Genomic DNA, 20335 nt, shown 5'->3' with positions numbered 1-20335 from the left:
GGGCGCGCGCTGAATTGGCTTACGATCCACTGCCTTGCCCACAGCACTCGCTGCCGAGTGCGCCCGACCTTGCCAAGGCGCTCCTGATGTCCCAGCCCTCCCTGCTGCTTGTCGACGACGATGTCGAGCTTTCCGCCATGCTGCTGCGCCTCTTGCAGGCGGAAGGATGGGCGGTGCGTGCGGCCCACAATGCCGCGCAGGCCGAGCAGGCGCTGGCCAGTGCGCTGCCGGCAGTCGTGCTGCTCGATGTGATGCTGCCCGATGCCAGTGGCATGGATCTGTGCCGGCGCTGGCGGGCCGCCTACCCGGGACTGGGCATCTTGATGCTGACCGCCCGAGGCGACCCTTTCGACCGTGTGCTGGGCCTGGAACTGGGCGCCGATGACTACCTGGCCAAGCCCTTCGAGAAGCGCGAGCTGGTGGCGCGGCTGCGTGCGCTGATCCGACGTCAGGCGCCGCCGGCCAGCCAGCCGGTCACCACCTGGAGCTTTGGCCCGCTGCACGTGAACCTGCTGCGCCGCGAGGTGTCGGTCAGCGAGCAAGTCATCACACTGACCGGTATCGAGTTCAGGCTGCTGATTGAGCTGATTCGCACCCCCGGCCAGGCCGTCTCGCGCGAGCAGCTGAGCGAGGCGGTGCAGGCGGGCAGCTACCGGCCGCAGGACCGCACGGTGGATGTGCAGGTCGGGCGACTGCGCCGCCGCCTGGAACAGGCCATGCCCGGAAGTGATTGGATAGAGACCATTCGGGGTGAGGGTTATGCTTTTGTGCCGAGGCTTGCGCCTTCGCGGAGCCCCGGCGGTGATGATCCCCAAGCGCTTTGATTCCTTATTTTTGCGCCTGGTCTTGGCCCAGGTGTTGCTGCTGGCCGGCTTTGTGCTGGTTTTTGGTGGCTTGCTGGTCGTGGAGCGCAATCAGTTGCTGGCGCCTCACCTCGCGGCATCGTTGGCGCCGCAGCTGATACAGGCGCTGCGCGCGCCCCGCCCGATTGATGTGCCGGCCTATGGCTTGATTTCGGGTGTCCAGATCCACACGGCCCCTCCGGACGGGCTCAGACTGGATGTGACGGCCTGGCCCGCCCCCGTGGAGTTTTTGCGGGAATTGGCCCGACACGGAATCACGGCGGACCAGGTGTGGCTGAACTTCAGTGAGGGTCAGGTCCGCCTGTTGACGCAAGTCCGCTTGGCTGACACGACTCCGGTCTGGATGAGCGGTGCGGGTGCTGCGGCACTGCCGCGTTGGGCTCCGCGCATGACCGTCGGCCTGGCGCTGATGATCTTGGTGCTCGCCTGGCTCAGCCGGAGCTTCGCTCGGGATTTGACGGGGCCCTTGGCGCATTTGCGTGCGCACATGCAAGCCCACGCGGACAGTGGCCATCAGCAGGGAGCCTTGAGGCTGAGTCGGCAGTCCAGCAGGGCGCCGCCCGAGTTGATCGCCATCTCTGCCGCATACCAGTCACTGGCGGATCGCTTGCAGCGCAACGAGCGGGAGCGGGCTTTGTTGCTGGCCGGTGTTTCGCATGATCTGCGCAGCCCCTTGAGTCGCATCCGGCTGGCTGCGGAGATGTTGCCCGAGTCAGTTGAGAACGCAGAGGGTGTGGCCAGCATCACGCGCAATGTGGACCATGCGGATCGACTCACAGCCAGTTTTCTGGAGTTTGTGAGGGCCAGCGCTGTGGAGTTGGCGGAAGAGGTGGATCTGGTGCAGTTGGCGCAGCGCGCTTTGGCTGGCTTTGAGCTGCCTTTGAGCGATTTAGCCTTGAAGGTGCCTGAGTGCTTGAAGCTCCAGAATGCCCATGGCTTGTTGATCGAGCGCCTGATCGTCAACTTGATCGACAACGCGATCAAGCATGGCGGTTTGCCAGTCGAGGTCGAGCTATCGCAGGTCGGCGATGACAGTGCCCTGCTGATCGTTTCGGATGCAGGCCCGGGCTTGCCGCCCGGCGGCGCTGGCCATCTGCTGGAAGCCTTTGCCCGCGGTGATGCCAGCCGCAACCTGCCGGGCTTCGGCCTGGGCCTGGCCATCGTGCAGCAGACGGTGGTGCGTTTGGGCGGCGAGCTCTCTTTCGCGCAAGTGGGGCCTCGCCATCAGGTCAGGGCGCGCCTGCCGCTGCATCGCTGAATGAAGGGCGGGGTGGGCGGCGCAAACGGCCCGCCCCGCCGAGCAGCACATCAGCTCATGCCTTGATGCCGCAGCAAGGCATCGATCTGGGGCTCGCGGCCGCGGAAGGCCTTGAAGCTGTCCATGGCCGGGCGTGAGCCGCCGACTTCCAGGATGTTCTGCAGATAGCGGCGGCCGGTCTCGGCGTTGAACACGCCTTCCACCTCGAAGGCGCTCCAGGCATCGGCGCTGAGCAGCTCCGCCCATTTGTAGCTGTAGTAGCCGGCCGAATAGCCGCCCGCGAAGATGTGCGAGAAGCTGTGCTGGCTGCGGTTGAAGTCGGGTGACTTCATCAGGGTCACTTCGCTGCGCACCTCGTTCAGCACGGCCTGGATCTGCGCGGCGCTGTCGGTCTCGGCATGCAGGCGCATGTCGAACAGGGCGAACTCGATCTGGCGCAGAGTCTGCATGCCGCTCTGGAAGTTCTTGGCCGCCAGCATCTTGTCGAAGAGCTCGCGCGGCAGGGGCTCGCCGCTGTCGACCTGGGCGGTCAGCTGCTGAAGCACCTCCCATTCCCAGCAGAAGTTCTCCATGAACTGACTGGGCAGTTCGACGGCATCCCACTCGACGCCTGAGATGCCGGAGACGCCCAGCTCGTCCACCTGGGTCAGCAGGTGGTGCAGGCCGTGGCCGAATTCGTGGAACAGGGTGGTGACGTCGTCGTGGGTCAGCAGTGCCGGCCGATCACCCGCAGGCTGCGTGAAGTTGCAGACCAGCTGGGCCACCGGCGTCTGCTGTGTGCCCTCGGGCCGGGCCCAGCGGCTGCGCACTTCGTCCATCCAGGCGCCGGGGCGCTTGCCGGGGCGGGCGTAGAGGTCGAGATAGAACTGGCCAACCAGGGCGCCATTCCGCTCCAAACGATAAAACTTGACGGACTCGTGCCAGACCTCGGCCGGCTGCTCGCTGATCGTCACCTGGAACAGGCGCTCGATGATGCTGAACAGGCCAGCCAGCACTCGTGGCACCGGGAAATACTGGCGTACCGCTTCGTCGCTGAAGGCGTAGCGGGCTTCCTTGAGCTTCTCGGAGGCGTAGGCCGTGTCCCAGGCCTGCAACTCGGCCAGGCCCAGCTCGCGGGCCGCGAACTCGCGCAGCTCGGCCAGGTCCTTCTCGGCAAAGGGGCGGGCGCGGCGGGCCAGGTCTCGCAGGAAATCGAGCACCTGCTGCGGCGAATCGGCCATCTTGGCGGCCAGCGAAGCTTCCGCGAAATTGGCGAAACCCAGCAGCTCCGCTTCTTCCTGGCGGAGCTGCAGCAGCTCTTGCATGACGGCGCTGTTGTCCTGCTCGGGTTTGTCGCCCAGTTCGCTGGCGCGGGTCACATAGGCGGTGTAGAGCCGCTGGCGCAGGCCGCGGTGGCTGCCGTACTGCATGACAGGTAGGTAACTGGGGAAATGCAGGGTGAGCTTGTGGCCTTCCTTGCCCTCGGCCTCGGCGGCAGCGCGCGCAGCCTGCACCGCGTCGGCCGGCACGCCGGCCATCTCGTCCGCGCTGGCGTAGTAGGCATAGCCGTCGGTGGCGTCCAGCACATGCTCGGAGAAAGTCTGGGCCAGCTCGGCGCTGCGTTCCTGGATGGCGGCGAAGCGGGTCTTGGCCTCGCCATGAAGCTCGGCGCCGGAGAGCACGAAGTCACGCAGCCAGAGCTTGAGTGCCTGCTGGCGCGCCGGGTTCAGCGTGGCCGCGGTCGGGCTGGCGGCGATGGCCTTGTACTTGGCGTAGAGCCGCTCGTCCGAGCCCTGGCGGGTGAAGAACTCGGTGACAGCCGGCAGGGCGGCGTTGTAGGCCTCGCGCAGCTCGGGCGTGTTGGCCACGGCATTGAGGTGGCCGACGGCGCCCCAGGACGCACCCAGACGTTCGGTGGCCACGCCGAGGCTGGCGGACAAGGCTTCGAAATCGGCCGGCGTCGCCTCCGAGGTGGCCAGGGCCAGGGCGGCATCGGCCTTGTTCAGCAGCTGTTCGACCGCCGGGGCGATGTGCTCGGGGCGGATGCTGGCAAAGGCCGGCAGGGCGGCAGTGGACAAAAGCGGATTGCTCATACGGCGCCTGCGGTTTGAGCTGCGGCGCGTTCGGCCGACTCCATCGTGTTGACCAGCAGCATGGTGATGGTCATAGGGCCGACGCCACCGGGCACCGGGGTGATCCAGCCGGCCACGTCCTTGACGCCCGCGAAATCGACGTCGCCGCAGAGCTTGCCTTCATCGTTGCGGTTCATGCCCACATCGATGACCACCGCGCCCGGCTTGACCATGTCGGCCGTCAGCACATCGCGCTTGCCCACGGCGGCCACGACGATGTCGGCCTGGCGGGTGTGGTGGGCCAGGTCGGCGGTGCCGCTGTGGCAGACCGTCACGGTGGCATTGGCCTGCAGCAGCATCATGGCCATGGGCTTGCCGACGATGTTGGAGCGGCCGATCACCACGGCATGCTTGCCGCGCAGGTCCTTCATGCCGATGCTTTCCAGCATCTTCATGCAGCCGTAGGGCGTGCAGGCCTTGAAGCCGGTCTCGCCCACCATCAGCGCGCCGGCACTCTCAATCGCGAAGCCGTCCACGTCCTTGGCCGGAGAGATGGCCTCGATGACCTTGTGGTCGTCGATGTGCTTGGGCAGGGGCAGCTGCACCAGGATGCCGTGGATGGCGGGGTCATTGTTCAGGGCCTCGACGCGGGCCAGCAGTTCGGCCTCGCTCATGGTCGCTTCGTACTTTTCCAGCACCGAGTGCAGGCCGGCGTCGGCGCAAGCCTTGACCTTGTTGCGCACATAGACCTGGGAGGCCGGGTTGTCGCCCACCAGCACCACGGCCAGGCCCGGTTTCAGGCCCTTGGCCGTCAGCGCCGCGGCGCGTTGCGCCACTTCGGCGCGGACTTGTTGGGACAGGGCGTTGCCGTCGATCAGTTGGGCGGTCATGTTTGTGCTTCCAGAAATGCAACGAGGCCGCATTCAGCGGCCTCGTCAGGGTGAGTCGATATCAGGCCTTGGCCGGTGCGCCCAGGGCGATCTTGAGCAGATCGGCCACCGTGTTGGCGTTCAGCTTTTCCATGATGTTGGCGCGGTGCGCCTCCACCGTCTTGATGCTGATGCCCAGGTCGTCGGCGATCTGCTTGTTCAGGCGGCCGGCGACGATGCGCTCCAGCACCTGGGATTCACGCGTGGTCAGGCGCGAGAGCAGGGCGTCGCGGCTGGCGGCTTCCTGGTGGGTGGAGAAGGCGTTGCGAGCCTGGTCCAGCATGCGCTCGACCAGGGCCACCAGTTCTTCTTCCTTGAAAGGCTTTTCGATGAAGTCCATCGCGCCCTTTTTCATGGTCTGCACCGCCATGGGCACATCGCCGTGGCCAGTGATGAAGACCACCGGCAGGGGGCTGTGGCGCTCGATCAGGCGGTCTTGCAGCTCCAGGCCGCTCATGCCTTCCATGCGGATGTCGGCGATCAGGCAGGCGACTTCGCGGGGGTCATAGCGGCTGAGGAAGGATTCGGCGGAGTCGAAGCACTTGACCCGGTAGTCCTTGCCTTCGAGCAGCCATTGCAGCGAGTCGCGTACGGCCTCGTCATCATCGACGACGTAGACATTGCCCTTCTTCGGAATCAGACTCATGGTGTCGCTTGTTTGTTTACTGCGGATCCTTCGGATCCTGTCGTCGGCCCGAGTGGCCCATTCGCCAGAGGCGGGTCAACTCGGGAGATGTCTACCGGGATGCTGAAGGCGAACCTGCAGCCTACAACAGCCTCGCCATTGTATAAGTTCTCAGCACGGATCCGACCCTGGTGAGACTCCACGATAGACCGGCATAACCCTAGGCCGATGCCCAATCCATCGGCCTTGGTCGAGAAGAAAGCCTCGTACATCCGGGAGATCACCTCCTCGGGCATGCCCGGGCCCATGTCGGTGACGCTGAAGTCGATATGGCCCCCGAGTTCGGGGGTGTGCTTGGGCACCACACGCAGTTCGATGTGGCGGCGCGACACCGGCAGGCCTGCGTTGTCGATCGCCTCGGCCGCGTTCTTGAGCAGGTTCATCAAGACCTGTTCGATCAAGATGGGGTCCACCATCAGGGTCGGCAGGCGCTGCGCGATGTAGGTGTGGATGGCCACATTGCGGCGGCGCAGCTCGATGCCGGCCAGCTCGACCGCATCCTCGACGATGTCGAAGGCCTGGGCCGCTTCTCGCTTGGGCTCGCTGCGTTTCACGAAGTTGCGGATGCGGTGGATGATCTGACCGGCGCGCTGGGCCTGCTTGGCGGTCTTTTCCAGCGCGGCCAGCAGATCGTCCTTCTGGATGCTGTCATTGCGAACCCGCGAGACCATGCCGTTGCAGTAGTTGGTGATGGCGGTCAGGGGTTGGTTCAGCTCGTGGGCCACGCTGGAGGCCATTTCGCCCATGGTCATCAGGCGGCTGGTCATCTGTGCCTTCTCGGCCTGGTTGGCGGCCTGGGCTTCGGCATGGCGGCGGGTGGTGATGTCGGTGGCGATCAACATCTGCGCCAGGCGGCCGTCGGTCCACTGCAGGTAGCGCGAGCGCACGTCGAACCACATCTCCAGCGACTCGACATACACCTCGCGCGGGTCCGAGCCCATTTCGGTCAGGGCCTGGGCGGGCAGGCCGCTGTAGTCGTCCACCTCTTCGTCGGCGTCCGGCCCGCTGCTGCGGCCCAGCTGGCTGCCCGAGAGCAGGGCATGGCCGGCCGGGTCGGCGCCGAACCAGAGCCGGTAGCTGCGGTTGGCGAACAGCAGCTCACCCTGCTGCACCGAGAGCACGGACACGGCGGCGTCCAGGCCTTCCAGCACGGTGGTGAAGCGCTCATGCGAGGCGGACAGCTGGTCGCGCACGCGCTTGGCCTCGGTGATGTTGGTCATCGAGGTCATCCAGCCAGTCTGCTTGCCCTTGCTGTCCACCAGGGGCGAGATGTAGACGCGGCCGTCGAAGATGGTGTGGTCCTTGCGCAGGATCTTCACCTCGACGCCGCCGGCCGGGCTGCGCCCTTGCAGCTCTTGCTGCAGCAGGCGGGCGTTTTCCTCCAGGCGGTCGGGTGGCCAGAAGGGGAAGGGCGGCTTGCGGCCGATCAGCTCGGCTTCCGAGAAGCCGGTCATGGCGCAGAAGGCCGGGTTGACGTAGGAGATGCGCGACTCCATGTCCATGGCGCGCATGCCGGTCAGCATGGAGTTCTCCATGGCGCGGCGGAAATTGGTTTCGCTGGACAGCGCGTTCTGGATGTGCAGGCGCCGGCGCATGTGCTTCCAGGTGCCCAGCAGCATCCAGACGGTCAGCACCGAGAGCGCCACCACCATCCAGAACAAGGTGTTGCTGATCAGTCCGATCGAGGTGCGGTAGCCCTCGCCGCGCAGCACCAGGCCGTTCATGGCCGGGGCCAGCGGCACCTCGTGCAGGATCAGGGCGCGCTTGGGGCGCGTGCCCGGCATTTGCGTGACGGTGCTGGCGACGATCTGCTCGCCAGCGTCGAGGATGGCCACCACATGGCGGGTCGTCACCTCGCTGGGCACGTAGTAGCGCAACAGGGCTTCGATCGAGTACTCGGCGATCAGCACGCCGGCAAAGCCGCTGCGGTCGATCAGAGGCACATGGATCTGGAACACCCGGGTGCCGATGTTGTCGGCAAAGGGCGGTGAGTAACTGGGCTGGCGGCGTTCGCGCGCCGCCTGGAAGGCCAGCTCGGCCGGGTTGCTCTGATTGGCCAGGGGCATGGAGGGGTCATGGCCCTCGGCCGACATCAGGGAGTCGTCCTGGAAGCCGGCGCCGCTGACGCTGGCGCGTGCCTCGCGGCGATTGCTCAGCCAGGTGATGTGGGTGATTTCGGGCCGGTCGCGGGCGAAGGCCTTGGCCTGGGCGCTGAACTCCTGGGTGTCGACCGCGCGGGTGACGATCTCGCGCGCGATGCGCAGCAGCTGTTCCTGGTTGTCATTCAGGCGCACGCGGATCTGCTGCTGGGCGATCTCGCTGTCGCGCTTGACGGCCTCCGACTCGCGCTCGATTTCCTCGTTTCGCAGGTACCAGAAGGCCAGGATGATGGCGGTCAGGAAGAGCAGGACGGAGATCAGCGGGCCCAGGGTGGCGAAGCGGTCTTGCCGCGAGGGCGACTGGCTGAGCCACCAGCGCACCAGCACCCGGCGCAGGGGCTGAACCATCTGGCGCGCAGCGCCTTGGAGATCGGTAAGAAAAGACATAGCGGGCGATTATCCGGGTGCGGCAGGGGCTTTTTGTTTGACACTCCTCTGTAACTCTTTTCGCAATATGAAAAGCATTCGCACCATTTGAGAGTGGGCAAATCTTGTGAGACACTCGCCGCAAACGCACACGACGTTCAAGCCGTTGCTTTGTCCGGAGCATTGTCCGGGCAAGGTTTTTTAGCCTGGGGACGGGCAGTGAAGCTGGCGCAAAACCAGCCGCTGCATGCCCCTCGAGTCAAATCTTCGGAGACAAGCCATGTCCGCGCAGCCCCAGTCCTTTCTAGGCGCAGCCGCCAATGACACCGATTCGCTGGAAACCAAGGAATGGCTGGACGCTCTGTCCGCCGTCATTGGTGAAGAAGGTGGTGAACGTGCCCATTTCCTGCTGAACACCCTGATCGAGCATGCCCGCCAGTCCGGCATCGACGTGCCCTTCTCGGCCACCACGGCCTATGTGAACACCATTCCTGCTGAGCAGGAAGCGCGTTGCCCCGGCAATATCGAGATCGAGAAGCGCCTGCGCGCCTATATGCGCTGGAACGCCATGGCCATGGTCGTGCGCGCCAACCGCCTGAACCCGGCCGACGGTGGCGATCTGGGCGGCCATATCGGCTCCTTCGCCTCGCTGGCCTCCATGCTGGGCGCCGGCTTCAACCATTTCTGGCATGCCGAGAGCGCCGAACCAGGCAAAGAGCACGGCGGCGACCTGCTCTACATCCAAGGCCACAGCGCCCCCGGCATTTACGCCCGCGCCTTCCTGGAAGGCCGCCTGAACGAGGCGCAGCTGGACAACTTCCGCCAGGAAGTCGACGGCAAGGGCCTGTCCAGCTACCCGCATCCGAAGCTGATGCCCGAGTTCTGGCAGTTCCCGACCGTCTCTATGGGCCTGGGCCCCTTGATGGCCATTTATCAGGCGCGCTTCCTGAAGTACCTGCATGCACGCGGCATCGCCAACACCGAGAACCGCAAGGTCTGGGCCTTCATGGGCGACGGCGAGATGGACGAGCCGGAATCCTTGGGCGCCATCGGCCTGGCCGCACGCGAAGGCCTGAACAATCTGGTCTTCGTCATCAACTGCAATCTGCAGCGCCTGGACGGCCCGGTGCGCGGCAACGGCAAGATCATCCAGGAACTCGAAGGCGAGTTCCGCGGCAGCGGCTGGAAGGTCATCAAGCTGATTTGGGGCAAGGGCTGGGACGAGCTGCTGGCGCGCGACAAGAGCGGCAAGCTCAAGCAGCTGATGATGGAAACCGTGGACGGCGACTACCAGGCCATGAAGGCCAATGACGGCGCTTACGTCCGCAAGCATTTCTTCGGCAAGTACCCCGAGACCGCCAAGCTGGTCGAGCACATGAGCGACGAGGAGATCTTCGAGCTGCGCCGTGGTGGCCACCAGCCCGAGAAGGTCTTCGCCGCTTTCCATGCCGCCCACAACAACGACTCCAAGCAGCCGACGCTGTTGCTGGTCAAGACCGTCAAGGGCTACGGCATGGGCAAGGCCGGTGAAGGCAAGAACACCGTCCACCAGACCAAGAAGCTGACCGACGAGGACATCAAGTACATCCGCGACCGTTTCGGCATCCCGATTCCCGACAGCGAGCTGCCCAAGCTGCCTTACTACAAGCCGGCCGACGACACGCCCGAGATGCGCTATCTGCACGAGCGCCGCAAGGCCCTGGGCGGCTACCTGCCGCAGCGCCGCGTCAAGGCCGACGAGAGCTTCAGCGCACCGCCGCTGGACACCTTCAAGGCCGTGCTCGAGCCGACCGCCGAAGGCCGCGAGATCTCGACCACGCAGGCCTATGTGCGCTTCCTGACCCAGCTGCTGCGTGACAAGGACCTGGGCCCGCGCGTCGTGCCCATCCTGGTCGACGAGGCCCGCACCTTCGGCATGGAAGGCCTGTTCCGCCAGATCGGCATCTACAACCCCGCAGGTCAGAACTACACCCCGGTCGACAAGGACCAGGTGATGTACTACCGCGAGGCCAAGGACGGCCAAATCCTGCAAGAAGGCATCAACGAAGCCGGCGGCATGGCCAGCTGGATCGCTGCGGCCACCAGCTACTCGACGAACAACCGGGTCATGATCCCGTTCTACGTCTACTACTCGATGTTCGGCTTCCAGCGCATCGGTGACCTGGCCTGGGCGGCCGGCGATATGCAGGCGCGCGGCTTCCTGCTGGGCGGCACCTCGGGCCGCACCACGCTGAACGGCGAAGGCCTGCAGCACGAAGACGGCCACAGCCACATCCTGGCCGGCACGATTCCGAACTGCATCAGCTATGACCCGAGCTTCGCGCACGAAGTGGCGGTGATCATGCAGCACGGCCTCAAGCGCATGGTGGAAGACCAGGAGAACGTCTACTTCTACATCACCCTGCTGAACGAGAACTACGCCATGCCCGGCCTCAAGGTCGGCACCGAGGCGCAGATCCTGAAGGGCATGTACCTGCTGGAAGAAGCCCAGGCCGGCACGGCCCTGACGGTCAATTTGCTCGGCTCCGGCAGCATTCTGCGCGAAAGCCAGGCGGCCAAGGTCTTGCTGGAGCAGGAGTGGGGCGTGGGCGCCCATGTCTGGAGCTGCCCGAGCTTCAACGAGCTGGCCCGCGACGGCCAGAACGCCGAGCGCTGGAACCTGCTGCACCCGACCGAGCTGTCCTGCGTGCCTTTCGTGACCCAACAGCTGAGCCGCACCAGCGGCCCGGTCGTGGCCTCGACCGACTATATGAAGAACTACGCGGAACAGATCCGCGCCTTCATCCCCGCCGGCCGCAGCTTCAAGGTTCTGGGTACCGATGGTTTCGGCCGTTCGGACTTCCGCTCCAAGCTGCGCGAGCACTTCGAAATCAACCGCCACTACATCGTCGTCGCTGCGCTCAAGAGCCTGGCCGATGAAGGCAAGATCCCGGCCACCAAGGTGGCTGAGGCGATTGCCAAGTACGGCCTCAACGTCAACAAGATCAACCCCCTGTACGCTTGATCGCGCTCGCGGAGACAGACATGGCATTGGTAGAAGTGAAAGTTCCCGACATCGGGGACGTCAAGGACGTGGCGGTGATCGAGCTGCTCGTCAAGGTGGGCGACACGGTGTCCGTGGAGCAAAGCCTGATCACGGTCGAGAGCGACAAGGCCTCGATGGAGATTCCGAGCAGCCACGCTGGCGTGGTGCGCGAGATCAAGGTCGCCCTGGGTGACAAGGTCAATGAAGGCAGCCTGGTGCTGCTGGTCGAGGCTGCGGGCTCGGCGGCTGTTGCTGTGCCGGCTGCCGCTCCTGCTGCACCGGCTCCGGTCGCTGCTGCGCCGGTGGCCGCTGTTCCTGTGGCCGCCGCCTCGGCAGCAGCGAGCAGCCTGGTCGAAGTGTTCGTGCCCGATATCGGCGACTTCGAGTCGGTGGCGGTGATCGAGGTCTTCGTCAAGGTCGGCGACAGCATCAAGGTCGAGCAAAGCCTGATCACGGTCGAGAGCGACAAGGCCTCGATGGAGATCCCGTCTTCGCACGCTGGTGTGATCAAGGAATTCAAGGTCAAGCTCGGTGACAAGGTGGCCAAGGGCTCGCTGCTGGCGCTGGTGGAAGTGCAGGGCGCTGCTGCTGCACCCGTGGCCGCCGCGCCTGTGGCTGCTGCACCCGTGACTGCTCCGGCTGCTGCAGCCGTGGTGGCCGCGCCGGCTGCTGCTGCAGTTGTAGCCGTGCCCGCTCACGACCCGAGCGTGCTCAAGGGCAAGCTGCCGCACGCCTCGCCCAGCATCCGCCGCATGGCGCGTGAGCTGGGTGTGCCGCTGGACGAGGTCAAGGGCACGGGCCCGAATGGCCGCATCCAGGAGCAAGACCTGCAGGCCTTTGTCAAGGCCGTGATGGCCGGTGCGGTGCAGACCGCAGCGCAAAAGGCGGTGGCACCTGCAGCTGCCCCGGCTGCGGCCGGCGGCGCGGGCCTGGCTGGCCTGCTGCCCTGGCCCAAGGTGGACTTCGAGAAGTTCGGCGCCATCGAGCGCAAGGACCTCAGCCGCATCAAGAAGATCAGCGGTGCCAATCTGCACCGCAACTGGGTGGTCATCCCGCATGTGACCAACCACGACGACGCCGACATCACCGAGCTGGAAGCCTTCCGTGTTCAAACGAACAAGGAAAACGAGAAGAACCCGGCGGCGGTCAAGGTCACCATGCTGGCCTTCATGATCAAGGCGGCCGTGGCGGCGCTCAAGAAGTTCCCCGAGTTCAATGCCTCGCTGGAAGGCGAGGGCGACGCGCAAAAGCTGGTGCTGAAGAAGTACTTCCACATCGGCTTTGCGGCGGACACGCCCAACGGCCTGGTCGTGCCGGTGATCAAGGACGCCGACAAGAAGGGCATCTTCGAGATCAGCGCCGAAATGGGCGAGCTGGCCAAGAAGGCGCGCGACGGCAAGCTGGGCCCGGCCGAGATGAGCGGTGGCTGCTTCACCATCTCGTCCCTGGGCGGCATCGGTGGTCGTTACTTCACCCCCATCATCAATGCGCCGGAAGTGGCCATCATGGGCGTGTGCAAGAGCCAGATCGAGCCCAAGTGGGATGGCAAGGCTTTCCAGCCGCGTCTGATGCTGCCGCTCTCCTTGAGCTGGGACCACCGCGTCATCGACGGCGCGGCCGCTGCGCGCTTCAATGTCTACTTCGCTTCGCTGCTGGCCGATTTCCGCCGCATCGTGCTCTGACCGGAGAACCCTGACATGGCATTGGTTCAAGTACAAGTTCCCGACATCGGCGACTTCAAGGATGTGGCCGTCATCGAGCTGCTGGTCAAGGTCGGTGACACGGTCAAGGTCGAGCAAAGCCTGGTGACCGTGGAGTCCGACAAGGCCTCGATGGAGATCCCGTCCTCGCATGCCGGCGTGGTCAAGGAAGTCAAGGTCGCGCTGGGTGACAAGATCAACCAGGGCACGCTGTTGCTGGTGCTGGAGTCCGAAGCGGCTGCTGCGCCTGCACCTACGCCTGCTGCTGCTCCTGTTGCCGCAGCTGCCGCCCCTGTGGCGGCTGCCCCTGCCCCCGCTCCTGCTCCCGCCTTCGTCCCCGCCGCCGGCAGCTACAGCGGCCCGGTCGATCTGGAAGCCGATGTCTTGGTGCTGGGCGCCGGCCCGGGCGGCTACTCAGCCGCTTTCCGCGCCGCTGACCTGGGTTTGAAGGTCGTGCTGGTGGAGCGTTATGCCACCCTGGGCGGTGTCTGCTTGAATGTGGGCTGCATCCCGTCCAAGGCCTTGCTGCATGTGGCCGCGGTGATGGATGAGGTCTCGCACCTCGGCGATCTGGGCGTGGACTTCGGCGCCCCGACCGTCAACATCGACAAGCTGCGCGGCCACAAGGAAAAGGTCATCGGCAAGCTGACCGGCGGCCTGGCCCAGATGGCCAAGATGCGCAAGGTCACCACCGTGCGCGGCTACGGCAACTTCATCGACGCCTTCCATGTGGAAGTCGAAGAAACCGCCGGCGAGGCCCAGGCCAAGACCGGCGCCAAGAAGGTGCTTCGCTTCAAGCAGGCCATCATTGCGGCCGGCTCGCAAGCGGTGCGCCTGCCCTTTTTGCCGCAAGACCCGCGCATCGTCGATTCGACCGGCGCGCTGGAACTCAAGGGCACGCCCAAGAAGATGCTGATCATCGGCGGCGGCATCATCGGCCTGGAAATGGGCACGGTCTACTCGACCCTGGGCGCACGCCTCGATGTGGTCGAGATGCTGGACGGCCTGATGCAAGGCGCCGACCGCGATCTGGTCAAGGTCTGGCAGAAGATGAACGCCAAGCGCTTCGACAACATCATGTTGAAGACCAAGACCGTCGGTGCCGAGGCCACGCCTGAAGGCATCAAGGTGCAGTTCGAGGGCCTGGACGGCACCAAGAGCGAAGGCGTCTACGACTTCGTGCTGCAAGCTGTGGGCCGCACGCCCAATGGCAAGAAGATCGCAGCCGACAAGGCCGGCGTGGCCGTGACCGACCGTGGCTTCATCAACGTCGATGTGCAGATGCGCACCAATGTGCCGCACATCTTCGCCATCGGCGATGTGGTCGGCCAGCCCATGCTGGCGCACAAGGCGGTGCACGAAGCCCATGTGGCGGCCGAAGTGGCCGCTGGCGCCATCCTCGGCGATGCGCACCTGAGCAAGAGCCAGTTTGATGCCCGCGTGATCCCGAGCGTGGCCTACACCGACCCGGAAGTGGCGTGGGTGGGTTTGACCGAAGACCAGGCCAAGGCCCAAGGCATCAAGGTCAAGAAGGGCTTGTTCCCTTGGTCGGCTTCGGGCCGCGCGATCGCCAACGGCCGCGACGAAGGCTTCACCAAGCTGCTCTTCGATGAAGAGACGCACCGCATCGTCGGCGGCGGCATCGTCGGCACCCATGCCGGCGACATGATCGGCGAGATCGCTTTGGCCATCGAGATGGGCGCCGACGCGGTGGACATCGGCAAGACGATTCACCCGCATCCGACACTGGGCGAGAGCATCGGCATGGCGGCGGAAGTGGCGCACGGGTCTTGCACGGACCTTCCGCCCAGCAAGAAGTAAGCGGCCTTAGCGCAAGAAAAAAGCCCCGTCCGGGAAACTGGTCAGGGCTTTTTCGCTGGGTATGACGAATCGTTTCTGGTGCGCAAATCAGAGCCGCAGCCTCCAGAAACGCTGGTCTTCTTCGAGTGCTGCACTCAGGCGCTGCCGCGAAGACGGTGGGGCGTCCAGTCGCATCAGGTCGAACATATCGTGCAGCAGCGCTGCGGCCTGGGCGAAGTAGCTGTGGCCCAGCAGATCGAGGTCGAAGTCGGGCACAGCCACCGTGTCCACCTCGGGCGCCACGGTGTAGGGCTGGAAATAGCCCGCGCGCGGGGCGCTGTGCAGCTTGGACGAGAGATGCACGGGCAGATCGGCAGCGGAGGCGTAGAGCGTGGTGCGCTCACTGTGCGCCGGGTACAGATGAGCGAGGTCGAGAAACAGGTCGCGGTCCACATCGGGTGCCGCCAAAAAGATCTGGCCAAACTTCACCCGGCCCTGCGTCTGCGCGTTGGCGGCAATCCGTTGCAAGGCACGCAGCAGGCCGCGATTGCCCATGCTGTGGGCGATCACATGGATCTTCTGAGCGCCTGAGCGGGTGGCGAAGTCCACCAGAAAATCGGTGATGGCCCGTTCGCTGGCCTCGATGCTGGCTTCATCGGCCGGGTAGCACGCCACGGCAGCGCGTGAGGGCCAGCTGAAGAAGGCCGTGACGCCCGGCACCGCCAGATCGCAGCCGAGCTGCGCTGCGCGGATGGCGGCCTCCTCAAAACTCACATTGAAGCCGTGCAGGAAGAGCAGCGCGTGCGTCGCCCCGTCGTGCTGCGTGGCGGCTTGCAGGCTGGCGTAGAAGCCTGCTTCGTCCTGCACCTGAACCTCGTGCAGGCGCAGGCGGTCATCACGGAAATCCAAGCGCTTGAGCTTTTGCCAAAAGCCGCTGCCGGTTTCGCCGAAGCGGTGGGCCTCGGGCACGCGCACGAGCACCCGGCCCACGGTGGTCTGCGCATCGCGCTCACCGCTGAAGCCTTTGCCATCGGCCGTGGCGCGGCGGTTGGTGCCAAACCACAGCGGAAACAGGCGCGCGTCGCCCGTCAGTGCTGAAGAGGCAGTCTCCTTTTCTGCGCTGGGCGACGCTTCCTCCGGCTGATCATCCAAGCCACCGCGTTCGGCGAGTGGGTCGAAGATCAACTCCTCGAGTGGCTGGGCAGGTGATGCGGCGGGCGGCGGGGCACCGTCCAGCTCCGCCAGCAAGGCGCGCATCTGGCGCTCCAGGGTGGCGTGCTCGGCGCTTTCGCTGGCCAGCTGTTGCTGAATCTGGCGGCCCAGTTCCAGCGCGGCCGGGCGGTCGCCCCGCTGCACGGCGGCGCTGAGGGCTTGAAAAAGTTGGGGTAGCTTCATGGGGCTTTACCGTCCTGTCGGGCTCGGGCGAGGAATCGATCCACATCGGCTTGCAGCTCTTCCAGCGGCAGCTGGCGTTGGCGCAACCATTGCGCCAGCGGGGCAAAGGCGGGCTCGGCGAGCAGCTCCGCCACGCGCGGGACTGAGAGCTCGGTGCCGGCGGCATGGGCGCGGCGGAAACGAACGCCGTAGTTGTGCAGCGAGGTCTGGAGCTGCTGTCCCAGCCCGGCGACCAGGCGGTAAACCAGGGCGGCGAGCTGATGGCGGGGGGCTTCGGCGAGGGCGGCTGGGCTGCCGCTGCTTACCAGGTAGTGGGCCAGATTGTTGTGCGAGCCGGCGCGGGCAGCGGGATCAGGAAGAGCTTCGCGCAGGGCAAGGGCTCGGCGCTGCTGGATGATGGCCTGGGCGATGTCGCCTTGCTTGTCGAACAAGTCCGCGAGGGAGCTGAGCACCCTGGCGCTCCTGGCCGGGTCGTACTGGAACAGCGTGAGGCAGGCCTCCAGCTCGGCCTTGGCCTCGCCGAAATCGCCGAGCCGATTTAGCACGTTGGCGCGGTTCATCCGCGTGGTGCCGATGTCCTCCGCCGGGCGCTCCAGCGCACGTTTCACCTCCAGGATGGCTTCAAGGCGGCGCAGGGCGGAGGGCCAGTCCTTCTCGGCAAAGTGAGCGTCTGTGGCAATGTCGAGCGCGCTGATGAACGCGCGAGCGAGGACCTCTGCATCCGGGGCCTCGGGCACTTGCTGGCCGCAGCGCTGTTGCTGCCACCACGCATCAACCTGCGCCAGCCGCGCCTCCACCTTCGGCAAGGCCGCCTTGACCTGGCCCTGCAGGATGTCAATGCGCAGGGCCTCCAGCTCGCTGCCGATGACTTGGATGGCAGGGCTGCCAGCTTGCTTCTCCGCCTCGGCGCTGTCGAGCTGACACTGGCGCGCCGCGTCGATCTTGCCGTCACCCCGGAGAGCAAGCGCCCAGTTGCCAGAGATCCAACCGAGGTCCGACCACGCCTGCCGGGAGCCCTCGCCTCCCGCCTCGGCGACGGTGCGGGCCTGGGCAGCGGCCTGCTCGTAGAAGAGCAGGCTGGCATCGGGACGGCCACTGTTCTTCAGTGCATCGGCGAGGTTGCCGAGGCAGGTCCAGCGCGGCCGGCCCTCAGAGGTGGATTCGGCGGCCATCTGGAGATGCGGGATCAGCGTCTCCAGCAAGCGCGGATCGTTGGTGCTTGTGACCAGGCGGCTGGCAAAACCGCCCATCCGATCCCAGGCCCCGGCCTGCACGCAATAGACCACGGCGCGGCTGCCTGCCTCTAGAGCGGCGCTCATGTTCTGGTGCTGGAGCGCGTCATACACAGCCTCCAGCCGCTCGGCGTAGGCGAGGCGGATGGTGTTTTCGGTCCACTCCGCATGGTCCTGCGGCCGCTGCGCCATCCAGGCGCGGATGCGTTCGCGGACGAGTTCGTGGCAGCTGAGATTCGGGTTGGCGTCGTCCGGTGCGTCGCGCTCCTCTGTGAGCAGCCCCACGCTCACCAGCCGGGCCAACAGCGGCGCCAAATCCGGCCGCGCCGGCCGCTCGGCCGGCAGGGCGTCGAGCATCGCGCGAAGCTCCGGTGGCATCGCGTTCAACTCCGCCGGCATCTCCGGCGGGAGTTGCGGCACCATGTCTAGCATCTGCTTGATCTGCCGGAGTTGCTGCTGCTCGTGCGTCTCCCCGCTCCACAAGCGCTGAACCAGCCCCTGCGCCTCGGGCTGATTGGCCAAGGCGATGATCCAGAGCAGGCGGCGGGCATCCGGGCCCAAGTCGCGGATGAGCTGGTCGAGCGAAGAAGCCAGCGCATCGTCGAGGTAGGCCAGTTCTTTTGCATCACCCGGCGTGGTGGCAAAAAGCGCCGGGAGCTGGGCGAAGTCCTGGGTTTTATCCAGCGCATCGAGTGCGGCCAGCAGCTGGGGCCGCAGCGGCGCCTGCGCCGCCAGCTTCGCCAGCCGATCCATCAGCAGTGGGTGAAAGCGGCTGGCATTCAGCAGACGGAGTGCGAGCTTCTTCTCCTCAGGGGCTGCGCCAAAGACCAAGCGTCTCAGGCCGGGCTGCTCCCTCAGGTAGAGCGCCGCCTCCGCGCCGGGCAGCGGCCCGAGCGGGACGGCATGCGCCGCCCCGCCGGCGAGCGCTGTGAGCGGACGCCGGCAGGTGATGAGCACGCGCGAAGGCGAGCCGACGAGTTCGGTGGCCAGCACGGCCAGGCAACGTTCCCATGCCGGGTCCTGGCAGGCTGAATATGGGGTGGCGGGGTCGGCGTCCTTGAGGTTGGTCTCAAAGTTGTCCAGCACGAGGAGGATGGGCTCGTCCTTCAGTGCGCGCAGGAGGTTGCGCGTGAGCCGCTCCAGCCGTAGGGGGCCGGTGAACTCGGCGCTGGCATCGCGGTGGATGGCATCGGCGGGATGGGCCCGCACATGGTCGTGGTAAAGCTTCAGCTCGCCCATGAGCTTCATGTGGATGTCGCGCAATGTGGCGTCAAAGCCGAGCGCATTCGGCTTGGCCTGATACAGCAGCACCCACTCAAAGCGCGTTTCCCACAACGCCAAGGCCTCGGCGGTCAGCGCGGTCTTGCCCATGCCGCCCAGCCCGGTGATGACGGCAACCGGCTTCACCTCCACGCCGGTGCTGGAGCCGATGAAGTCCGCCCCCAGCCCGACCAATTCCCAGGTGCGCCCGACGAAATGCTCGTGCCCTGCCGTACTCAGCTCGGTGATGGTGTGCAGGCGGGGATTGCGCGGATTGCGGGCTGGGCTGCGCCCGGTCAAAAGGCTGAGGCCGGGCTGTTCCTCGCCGTAGAGCACGGGCGTGGCGTGGTCGCACACGCTGAAGTGCGCTTGGTTATGCTTTTTGCTATTCAGCATGGCCTGCCGCGCCTGGGTGAGGGCGGCGGCGACGTTCTTCGGCTGGGCGTGGGCGAACAGGGCGCGGTAAAACTCCACCGCCGCCTCTCGGGCATAGTCGTCACCCACGGCGTAACGCATGGCCACCACGGAGGGCACGCCGCCTTGCAGCAGCGCATGGGCGGTGCCGGTGTAGCCGGGCTGTTCTTTGAGATCGAGGTCCTTGGTGTTGGCTTCTCTCGTGCCCGGCTCTTGGCCCTGGGCGACGGCGAGGAAGTCACTCCAGTCCTTCACCTGCAGGATGTCGCCGGAATGGCAGGCGCTGAGGAAGAACAGCCTTGGGAGAAAGCCGCCAGCATCCGTGAAGATTTCAAGCAGTTCCCCGCCAGAGAGGCGGTCGCTCGCGCCGCCGGGCTTGCAGAGTTCAAGCAGGTTCATGTGGCCGTGCCCGCTCCAGTGGACGACGTGGTAGCCGCCGTTTTCCTGAATCTGCGCTGTCAGCCGCTCGCGGGTGACGCCATGGGTGAGGAAGTGCGCAACGATGCGGCGCTGCGGGTAGATTTCCTTCTCAAAGAGCCGCAACAGCTCCCGCCGCTCCCTGCGCGCGCCCAGCGGACGCGAGCCGCGCGCTTCGGCAAACACAAAAAGCACGCGCAGGGCTTCGTCCGCCCCTAGCTCAATTGGCGTTGACGCCGTAGCCTGCATGTCGTGAACCACACGGACGAGCAGGTTGCGCTCGCCAAGGGTCGCGTGATCGGCGGCCGGCCGGGCGATCTCCCAGGGCACACGAGCCAGCGCGGCAGCGAGGTGGTTTTCACTGTCCCCAGCGCCTGGCAACTGGATGCACAACGTGCGCTGCGCTTGCGATGCCCAGAGTTGGGTAAAGATGTCTTTGCCCAGGATCGTTTCGGCAATGCACACACCAACGGCCGCCACGGCCGCCTGTTGCTGGCCCGCTTCGACATACAGGCGCAGGTGGTTGCGCAAATCAAATAGAGCCCGCTGTTGGCTCACCGGGATGTCCTTGAAAGCCGTCTTTTGATAGGCGAGTTGCACGCCTTGGGCATCACAAAGGCGGAACTCGGCGTTGCGGTTTGAATCGTCGGCGGTGATGATCAGATCAAAACGAATGGGCATGGCAGGCTCTTGATGGTGGTTTTGTACAGTTCCCCGCTGTACTGCGATACGCGGGCGAGATGATCGTTGAGATCGCGCATGCTGTCACTCAAGAGATGGC

At 65.5% G+C, this 20335-nt stretch carries 11 protein-coding genes; 5 read left to right on the top strand and 6 right to left on the bottom strand.

Annotated elements, in window-relative coordinates; all coding sequences use genetic code 11:
- The first annotated feature begins 86 nt into the window (after positions 1-86).
- Positions 87-824 (top strand): response regulator transcription factor, encoded by a 738-nt coding sequence (locus tag LNV28_RS08420; protein WP_263518492.1) that lies wholly within the window; start codon positions 87-89, stop codon positions 822-824.
- Entirely contained in the window at positions 805-2121 is a 1317-nt protein-coding gene (locus LNV28_RS08415; protein WP_263518796.1) for a sensor histidine kinase, read from the top strand. Before LNV28_RS08420 ends, LNV28_RS08415 begins: the two co-directional genes overlap by 20 nt.
- Before the next feature lie 50 nt (positions 2122-2171).
- Here LNV28_RS08415 and LNV28_RS08410 read toward each other — a convergent pair whose 3' ends face one another.
- The 4 genes from LNV28_RS08410 to LNV28_RS08395 form a co-directional block, all read right to left on the bottom strand.
- The gene (locus LNV28_RS08410; RefSeq protein ID WP_263518490.1) at positions 2172-4193 is read right to left on the bottom strand and encodes a M3 family metallopeptidase; all 2022 of its coding nucleotides are present in this window, start codon (positions 4191-4193) and stop codon (positions 2172-2174) included.
- Positions 4190-5062, bottom strand: coding sequence for a bifunctional methylenetetrahydrofolate dehydrogenase/methenyltetrahydrofolate cyclohydrolase FolD (gene folD, locus LNV28_RS08405; protein WP_263518488.1), 873 nt, complete (start codon positions 5060-5062; stop codon positions 4190-4192). Before folD ends, LNV28_RS08410 begins: the two co-directional genes overlap by 4 nt.
- Before the next feature lie 61 nt (positions 5063-5123).
- A complete protein-coding gene (locus LNV28_RS08400; RefSeq protein ID WP_263518486.1) occupies positions 5124-5747 on the bottom strand; it encodes a response regulator transcription factor in 624 nt (207 codons plus the stop codon).
- The gene (locus LNV28_RS08395; protein WP_263518484.1) at positions 5744-8332 is read right to left on the bottom strand and encodes a PAS domain-containing sensor histidine kinase; all 2589 of its coding nucleotides are present in this window, start codon (positions 8330-8332) and stop codon (positions 5744-5746) included. Before LNV28_RS08395 ends, LNV28_RS08400 begins: the two co-directional genes overlap by 4 nt.
- Before the next feature lie 259 nt (positions 8333-8591).
- Between LNV28_RS08395 and aceE the strand changes: the two genes are divergently transcribed.
- The 3 genes from aceE to lpdA are packed head-to-tail and all read left to right on the top strand — an operon-like array spanning position 8592 to position 14857.
- Entirely contained in the window at positions 8592-11315 is a 2724-nt protein-coding gene (aceE, locus tag LNV28_RS08390; RefSeq protein ID WP_263518483.1) for a pyruvate dehydrogenase (acetyl-transferring), homodimeric type, read from the top strand.
- Positions 11316-11335: 20 nt separating this feature from the next.
- Positions 11336-13018: a dihydrolipoyllysine-residue acetyltransferase gene (gene aceF, locus LNV28_RS08385; RefSeq protein ID WP_263518481.1), complete on the top strand. Its 1683-nt coding sequence runs from the start codon at positions 11336-11338 to the stop codon at positions 13016-13018.
- Between the two features lie 15 nt (positions 13019-13033).
- The gene (gene lpdA / locus LNV28_RS08380) at positions 13034-14857 is read left to right on the top strand and encodes a dihydrolipoyl dehydrogenase (RefSeq protein ID WP_263518479.1); all 1824 of its coding nucleotides are present in this window, start codon (positions 13034-13036) and stop codon (positions 14855-14857) included.
- A gap of 87 nt (positions 14858-14944) precedes the next feature.
- Here the strand turns inward: lpdA and LNV28_RS08375 are convergent, their stop codons facing one another.
- The gene (locus LNV28_RS08375; protein WP_263518478.1) at positions 14945-16231 is read right to left on the bottom strand and encodes an alpha/beta hydrolase; all 1287 of its coding nucleotides are present in this window, start codon (positions 16229-16231) and stop codon (positions 14945-14947) included.
- On the bottom strand, positions 16228-20235 hold the full coding sequence (locus LNV28_RS08370; protein WP_263518476.1) for a CHAT domain-containing protein: 4008 nt from the start codon (positions 20233-20235) through the stop codon (positions 16228-16230). Before LNV28_RS08370 ends, LNV28_RS08375 begins: the two co-directional genes overlap by 4 nt.
- Positions 20236-20335: the final 100 nt, after the last annotated feature.

This window comes from Paucibacter sp. DJ2R-2 (assembly GCF_025717675.1).
Taxonomy (GTDB): domain Bacteria; phylum Pseudomonadota; class Gammaproteobacteria; order Burkholderiales; family Burkholderiaceae_C; genus Paucibacter_A.
Note: the sequence above shows the minus strand (reverse complement) of the source record. Positions and strands in the feature narration are given on the sequence as shown.